We start from the raw sequence: 6,643 nt of genomic DNA on the forward strand, positions 1-6,643 counted from the left end.
AGGACACAAAGGAAGAAAGCACAAAGGGTTTTGGTTTTTCATTTGCCGGGAAGACGGCAAATGAAAAGGCAGCCTTTTTGAAAACCGTTACCCGGTTTTAAAAAAATACCCTCCTTACTGTTTTAAACTTAGCCTGCCCGGTTAAACCGGGGTCCCCTATGGGGTGTTTAACACGGGTGGCCTTCGTGTCTTTGTGGTTCAATAATCTTCTTCTTTGGGTTGCGGGCAGGGTATGTGTTTAGAGCTTTTAAGAAAGCAAGTGACAGGCACTCCGGGACCCACTTGAGCAATCATTTTGTGCTTAAAATATCTCATTTTTTGGGACAATCACGCCTCAGGCGTGACGGAAGAGCCAGTCCCCATGCCACATACAAAGCGCTAAACAGATACCGGGCAGGAAAGAGACTGCTGAAAGGCAGCCCTTTTTACTTGGGCTCAGCTGATGCATATCTCCACGGTCAGGGGGCCGCCGTCGGTGTCAAAGGGGATGGCCAGGATGGCCGAGGACGAGACATGCCTTATAGAATGGTCTTTGCCTGTGACCACGGTGGGTATTGCACCTTCAAACTGCATCCCGATCTCGGCCAGGCCTTTCCTGGCCTGGCCGGAAATCATATTGGTCAACTCCCCCACGGCATCGGTGACCTCGTTGGTCACTTCCTTATAGTTCTCACCGAGCATATTGTTGATAATGCCCAGAACTGATGCCTGAGAAAAGCTGACTGACATGGTTCCCTTGTTTTTACCGTTGGGACTTGAAAAACCTATGACTCCGGAAATATCACCTTTGGCTGTATTGTCTTTTTTGACGTAAGCCTTTCCCGGCCTGGCGTCCACCATGGCCATTGTGCCAAGAACATTAATAACTGAGACCACAAATGTCTTGATTACTTTCTGAACCTTCTGATCCATAATTATTTTACCTTGGTTATATTTTTTTTGAATAGGAAAGCAGGGGACAGGCAACCCCCCGCACTTATTTTTCTGAAGGATGATTGACAGGTTTTAAAAATAAGTGCGGGGAGAGCCAGTCACTCTCCGTGCTGTATGACTCTTTTTCTCCTAGCTGTATGCTTTCCCCTCCCGCCTGAAAGGACTACGGGCTGAAAGCGGAGCAGGAAGCAGATTAGCAGGCACAGGCCTTACGAGCCGGAGGCGGGGCTGGAGGCCATGCGACATGCAAAGCTCAAAACAGATACCTCTCAACTTGAGAGTTCAAAGTTCCTGGTTCTTCGTTCTTGGTTGTAAGGAATAAAGTCAATAAATTTGAATAGATACCTGGTCTGGACCAAAAAATATTTTGATCTGCCAAAAAAGCCAATAAAAACAAAAGATTACAAAAAACTTTTGACTGTCCAGCTCTCAAGTTATTTTGATAAATGGCAAAAGTATGGAAAACATGTGTATGGGAACAATAAACAGGCATGAATACCCCTGAATCCTCGATTCACAGACTTAAACAGATGCGGCGAAAATGTCAATTCTTAAACCGACTCCTATTTTCCAGTCTTGACCTTGATAAGGCATTTAACTACTATCTACATGTGCTCTTTACAAGGGGGCAATCTTATTTTATGCACTCTTCAATCTCCAGGGGCTGAGTCTGCGTTTCCATACGCTTGGCGTGCATAATCAGGTATTGTTAGCGCTATTGCAAAGCTTTAAGGGTTTTCGGAGTACAAAACATGAAAAACCTGTGGGCTCCGTGGCGACTAGAGTATATTCTGGGACCCAAAGCAGATCAATGCCTGTTCTGCCTGCCTGCAAACGTTGACCAGGACAGGAAGAGACTGGTGTTGACAAGGGGAGAACACTGCTTTGTCTTAATGAACAGGTTTCCCTACAGCAACGGACACCTGATGACAGCACCCTACAGGCATGTAAGGTGTCTTATAGAGCTTGACAGCAATGAAGCAAGTGAGATGATGGGGCTGATCCAGTTATGCACCAGCATTCTCAAAAAGGCATTCAACCCCGACGGTATCAATATTGGTTTGAATATCGGCGAAGCTGCAGGCGCCGGAATTGAGGAGCACCTGCATTTTCACCTGGTACCCCGCTGGGTGGGGGACTTTTCTTTTATGGCGGTAATGAGCGAAACCTCGGTTATTCCGGAGCACCTGCTTACAGCGTATGACCGACTGAAAGCACATTTTAAAACCTATACCTGAGAAAGGAGAAAGCCATGCGTTATGTTAGGGTGGCCCTGCTGATTCTTTTGTTTTTCTTTGCGATGCTCTTTTTTGTGCAAAACCATGAACTTCTGTCCAAGACTGTCAAGCTGCACCTGGAGATTTTCGGTAACGAGTACACAAGTACCGACATCCCTTACTACCTGATTGTCCTGGTGGGATTTCTTCTCGGCGGGTTTATCTCTTTGATCTACCTGCTGGCTGAAAAAGTCAGGATGAATTCTGAAGTCAGGAAGTGCAAGTCCAAGATTGCCGATCTTGAAAAAGAGATCACCTCTTTGCGCAATATGCCCCTGGAGGATGAAAGCCTGGGTACGCAGTCCACTGCACAGGAAGGTCAGGAGAGCCGTTAGACGGATATCCCCGGCGATATTCTACCGGGCTTGGTCTCATTTGCTGTGGCGGAGATCATGTCCGCCCTGCATAAATGGCTGCAAGGGGGAAGTTTTTTCACCTGCAGCTTAAGACCAGGCAGCGGCATGCTATAATCCGATCCGGAACCGGGACAGGTAAGCCTGTCCCGGTGTTTCAAATGTGTATCCCGGCGTTTTCATATTATTACAGCGATACCTTTATTGGTAACCATTCATTGGGTTCTCGATGGTGGTTTCTGACCGGTATCCGGTGTCCCCCAGAATGTTTCCCCTTGATTTTGTTCGCAACAGTTTAAAATGTTTCGCTGTAGTGATAATGAAAGCAGAGGGTCATTGCCCTGTCATGCCTGAAAAAGCTAGAGAGGCGCTTAATTTTTTGTCTGGTGTTGCCGGCTGGAAATGTCATCCAGCCGGCAACAATTTTTTTACAACAATTTGTGATGGTTTCCGTTCAGCGCTTTGTATGTTGCGCGGGGACTGGCTCTTCCGTCACGCCTGAGGCGTGATTGTCCCAAAAAATAAGACATTTTAAGCACGAAATGATGCTCAAGTGGGTCCCGGAGTGCCTGTCCCCTGCTTTCCTTAAAATCGCTGAACAGATACTTTTAATGCAACTGCAAATAGTCAGACAGGAAACGGGAAGGGGAAGTGCTGAATATGGATTACTCAACTCATCTTCTACTGACCACCCACCGGTGTACAGGCCACTAAGGTTTCCAGCTCAGAAAACTATCCATCTCGGAGAGGCCGGAGGCTGACCACTGACTACTGCCACGCGTCCTGCCACGCCCTTCGCGTGGTTTGCGTGGTTTGCGTGATAAAATGGACTTTTGGCAGTCGCCTGATTGCTGCCTGTTATTTATCCTGTCCGGGCTAAAGGCTGGGATATCGGGGTGTTGGATGTTACAGTGGCTGCAAAGAGTGAAGCGCAAAATTAAAGAGCAGCATTCATCAATCATTTATCCTCATGAAGGCTCTCCGCCGCCTTCCCAGGACACATTTGCAGCCATTGGAGAACTGAGCCGGGTAGTCCGCAACAACCCCGATGCTGTAGAGATTTACCTGGCCCTGGGCAACCTGTATCGTTCCCAGGGGGAACTGGAGCGAGCCATTCAGCTTCGGACCAACCTGATTGCACGTCCTCACCTGGAGCCTCAATTCAAGGCCAGGGCCTGGTTTGAACTGGGCCTGGACTACAAAAGGGCCGGCATTCTTGACCGAGCCCAGGCAGCCCTGGAGCAGGCCCATGCGATTACCGGGGACGACCCGGCCCTGATCAAGGAAATGGCCAGACTTGCTGCTGATTCAAATAATTTTCAAATTGCCTCTGATTATTACGAACTGCTCGGGCAGCCCCTGCCTCAGGCACATTACCTGGTCAGGGCCTCCACACAGGATGAGGAAAAGTCCAGGGATTCAAAAGCCGGTTATAAACTCCTGGAAAAGGCTTTGAAGGTGTACCCTGGTTCAGTGGAGGCCTGGCTGGAAATAGTCTCCAGGGATTATCAGCAGGAGAACTGGACCAACCTGCGCTTTGACCTCAAAAGTGCCCTGAAAAATGTACATGTAGACCTTCGATTTGCCCTGCTGGAAGGGCTTTTTCAGTTTGTTTCCACTGGGCCTTTATCCCGGGATAATGAAGCCGGCCCTTCAGAGTGCTCCAGTATTGTTGTAAATATCGTAGCGGAACTGGAGCCGGATATGTTGCTTTGCTATTATTGCGCAATTTTTCTAAAACAGTGTGGTAAACTTGACGAATGCCTGGAATGGCTTGAGAAAACCCTGGTCCTGGGGCAGGACTTCTGGCCGGCCAGACTGGAGATGTTGGAACTCAGCCTGGACGACCAGGTTATGACCCAGAGCTTCAGGACGCAGCTTATGTTTTTCCTGCGCCGGGCCAGGCATGTGAAGCGTTTTGTATGCCAGAGGTGCGGTCTCAAGAGGGAGCAGCTGTTTTTCAACTGTCCCAGGTGCTACAGCTGGCATTCCATTTCCTTCAGAACGCAGCTTGGTGAATGAAACAAAGGCAATAATACCAGATGCCCCAAGTATCCGGCTGGAAAAATATACCTGAAAACGTAAAGCTGACTCCAATGCTGGAGCAGTATATGCAGATCAAGCAGGACTATCCAGACTGCCTGCTTTTTTTCCGCATGGGTGATTTTTACGAGCTTTTCTTTGAAGATGCCGAAACAGCCGCCCGGGAACTCCAGATAACCCTCACCGCCCGCAACCCCAATGCCGAGTTAAAGGTCCCCATGTGCGGGGTGCCTTATCATGCCTGCGAGGAATACCTGCGCCAGCTCCTGGAAAAGGGGCACAAAGTGGCAGTCTGCGACCAGGTGGAAGACCCCGGGGCTGCCAGGGGTCTGGTGAAAAGAGAGGTCACCAGGGTGCTCACCCCGGGAACGGTGGTGGAGGACAGCAGCCTGGAGGCCCGGGAGAACAACTACCTGGGAGCCCTTTTCTGGGATTCATCCAAAGACAGGGGCGGGCTGGCCTGGGCCGAGTTTTCCACCGGGGAATGGACCGGGCTGGAGCTTAAAAGCGAGGACGAACTCTGGCAGTGGCTGCAGAAAATAAACCCTTCGGAAATACTTCTTGCCCAGGGATATGAGCCGCCCAGGGCCCACGTGGGCCTGCAGCCCAGGATAAATTTTGTCCCTGCCGGCTCATATTTTGAGCCGCGCTCGGCCAGGGAGATGATACTTCGCTCACAGCAGGCGGTCTCTCTTCAGGTGCTGGACCTGGAGGACAAGCCCTGCCTGGTGCGGGCCTGCGGGGCCATCCTCATGTACATGGTCCAGACCCACAAGAAAGAACTGACCCACCTGGCTTCCTTCAAACCCATGAACCTGACCAGGTATCTTTACCTGGACGAGGTGACCATCCGTAACCTGGAGCTTTTCAGGACCCTGGGAGGGCAAAAAGGCCCGGGCACTCTTCTGCATGTCCTGGACCGCACTCTTACCCCCATGGGGGCCAGATATCTTCAGACCAGGCTGCGCCAGCCCTGGAAAGAGCCAGGCCCAATAAATGACAACCAGCAAGCTGTCGACTGCCTGTACAGGGACAACAACCTGCGCGAACTGCTGCGCCTGGAGCTGGATCTGGCCTACGACCTGGAAAGGCTCAACACCCGCATTGCCCTGAACAGGTGCAACCCCAAGGATCTGGCGGCGCTGCTGCGTTCTTTGCAGATACTGCCGGGGATTAAAAAGGCCCTGCAGGGGATGCAGGACAAGCCAGGTCTGGTGAAAAAGACCCTGGAAAACTGGGACGACATGCAGGACCTTTGTTCCACCCTGGAAAAGGCCCTGGTGGAGAATCCCCCGCATCTCATAACCGAAGGCGGTATTTTTCAGCCCGGATATGATCCGCGCCTGGACGAACTGATCGAACTCACGGACCATGGCGAATCCAAGCTCAAGGAACTGCTGGAGAAAGAGCGCACTCAAAATGACCTGCCCAGGCTCAAGCTGGGCTATAACCGGGTGTTCGGCTATTATTTCGAGTTGTCCAGGGCGGTGAAGGACAGTGTCCCGGAACATTTCCAGCGTCGTCAGACCCTGGCTTCTTCTGAGCGCTACCTGACTCCGGAGTTAAAAGACCTGGAAAACAGCATGTTGAGCGCAGCAGAGCAGCGAAAATCCAGGGAAATGGATCTTTTCGGTGAACTCAGGCAGTTTGTGGCCGGTCATGGAAGCAGGATGAAGAATATGTCCGCCTGCCTGGCCCGCATAGACTACTGGCAGGGCCTGGCCAGTGCGGCCAGGGAGTGGAACTGGAGCAGGCCGGTGCTGAATAAAGACATCGGCATGCAGATAAAAAAGGGCAGACATCCGGCCATTGAGGCCATTCAGGGTCGTTCCGGCTACGTTCCCAATGATATGTACATGGAGGATCCAGCCAGGATCCTGCTCATTACCGGCCCAAACATGGCTGGCAAGTCCACCGTGCTCAGGCAGACGGCCATTATCGCCATCCTGGCCCAGATGGGTTCTTTCGTGCCGGCCAGGGAGGCCAACCTGGGGCTTTGCGACAGGATATTCTCCCGGGTGGGGGCTTCGGACAACC

6 protein-coding genes are annotated in these 6,643 nt (G+C 51.2%); 5 read left to right on the forward strand and 1 reads right to left on the reverse strand.

Annotated elements, in window-relative coordinates; genetic code table 11:
- Positions 1–435: 435 nt before the first annotated feature.
- Positions 436–912 (reverse strand): chemotaxis protein CheX, encoded by a 477-nt coding sequence (locus QZP87_RS14055; protein ID WP_291323552.1) that lies wholly within the window; start codon positions 910–912, stop codon positions 436–438.
- A gap of 773 nt (positions 913–1,685) precedes the next feature.
- On the opposite strand from QZP87_RS14055, the gene QZP87_RS14060 reads away from it, so the two are divergent.
- The 5 genes from QZP87_RS14060 to mutS all read left to right on the forward strand — a co-directional run.
- Entirely contained in the window at positions 1,686–2,171 is a 486-nt protein-coding gene (locus QZP87_RS14060; RefSeq protein WP_291323553.1) for an HIT domain-containing protein, read from the forward strand.
- A 14-nt stretch (positions 2,172–2,185) separates the two neighbouring features.
- Positions 2,186–2,545: a LapA family protein gene (locus tag QZP87_RS14065; RefSeq protein WP_291323554.1), complete on the forward strand. Its 360-nt coding sequence runs from the start codon at positions 2,186–2,188 to the stop codon at positions 2,543–2,545.
- 283 nt (positions 2,546–2,828) lie between these two features.
- A complete protein-coding gene (locus tag QZP87_RS14070; protein ID WP_291323555.1) occupies positions 2,829–3,065 on the forward strand; it encodes a hypothetical protein in 237 nt (78 codons plus the stop codon).
- A 422-nt stretch (positions 3,066–3,487) separates the two neighbouring features.
- Complete coding sequence (locus QZP87_RS14075) at positions 3,488–4,585, forward strand: tetratricopeptide repeat protein (protein WP_291323556.1); 1,098 nt, start codon at positions 3,488–3,490, stop codon at positions 4,583–4,585.
- Positions 4,586–4,605: 20 nt separating this feature from the next.
- Positions 4,606–6,643, forward strand: a 2,038-nt coding sequence (mutS, locus tag QZP87_RS14080) for a DNA mismatch repair protein MutS (RefSeq protein WP_291323557.1), incomplete at its 3' end; no start/stop codon positions are given.

It is taken from the genome of Desulfonatronospira sp., assembly GCA_003563255.1.
Classification (GTDB): Bacteria; Desulfobacterota; Desulfovibrionia; order Desulfovibrionales; family Desulfonatronovibrionaceae; genus Desulfonatronospira.